The sequence below is a fragment of the Bacillus sp. SIMBA_008 genome (assembly GCF_046535495.1).
Lineage (GTDB): Bacteria > Bacillota > Bacilli > Bacillales > Bacillaceae > Bacillus > Bacillus subtilis.
The window spans coordinates 1-412 of sequence record NZ_JAWRWL010000057.1 but is presented as its reverse complement, the minus strand read 5'-3'; the positions used below and the strand labels follow the sequence as shown (position 1 = coordinate 412).

At 64.1% G+C, this 412-nt stretch carries 1 protein-coding gene; it reads left to right on the top strand.

Features of this window, described 5'->3' with window-relative positions; all coding sequences use genetic code 11:
- Positions 1-141: 141 nt before the first annotated feature.
- Positions 142-412 (top strand): LysE family translocator (locus SB658_RS22075; protein WP_410602331.1); only part of this gene is annotated, 271 nt, incomplete at its 3' end.

Here is a 412-nt window from a genome sequence, read left to right as displayed (position 1 = left end):
CTGTCGATGGCATCCATGTCCTAATTCTTCCACGTCTTCCGCATATATCCGCAGAAGTTGGAATCCTATTGCCGAGGATCGCGAATAGTCTTGCTCCATGACTGAGACCGGACATCGCAGCGGGGCACCGAGGAGCGGATCGTGAACCCCCTCGCGATCCTCGCCTTCTGGGGAGTCTCGGCGCTCTTCGTGATCACGCCGGGTGCGGACTGGGCCTACGCGATCTCAGCCGGTCTGCAACGGAAGGTACTGCCCGCGGTCCTCGGGCTCCTCACCGGGCACCTCGTCGCCACCCTGATCGTCGCCGCGGGTGTCGGCACGCTGATCATGAGCATCCCCGGTGCGCTGACCGTGCTCACGCTCGCGGGCTCTCTGTACCTGGTCTGGCTCGGGGTATCGACGCTCCGGCACC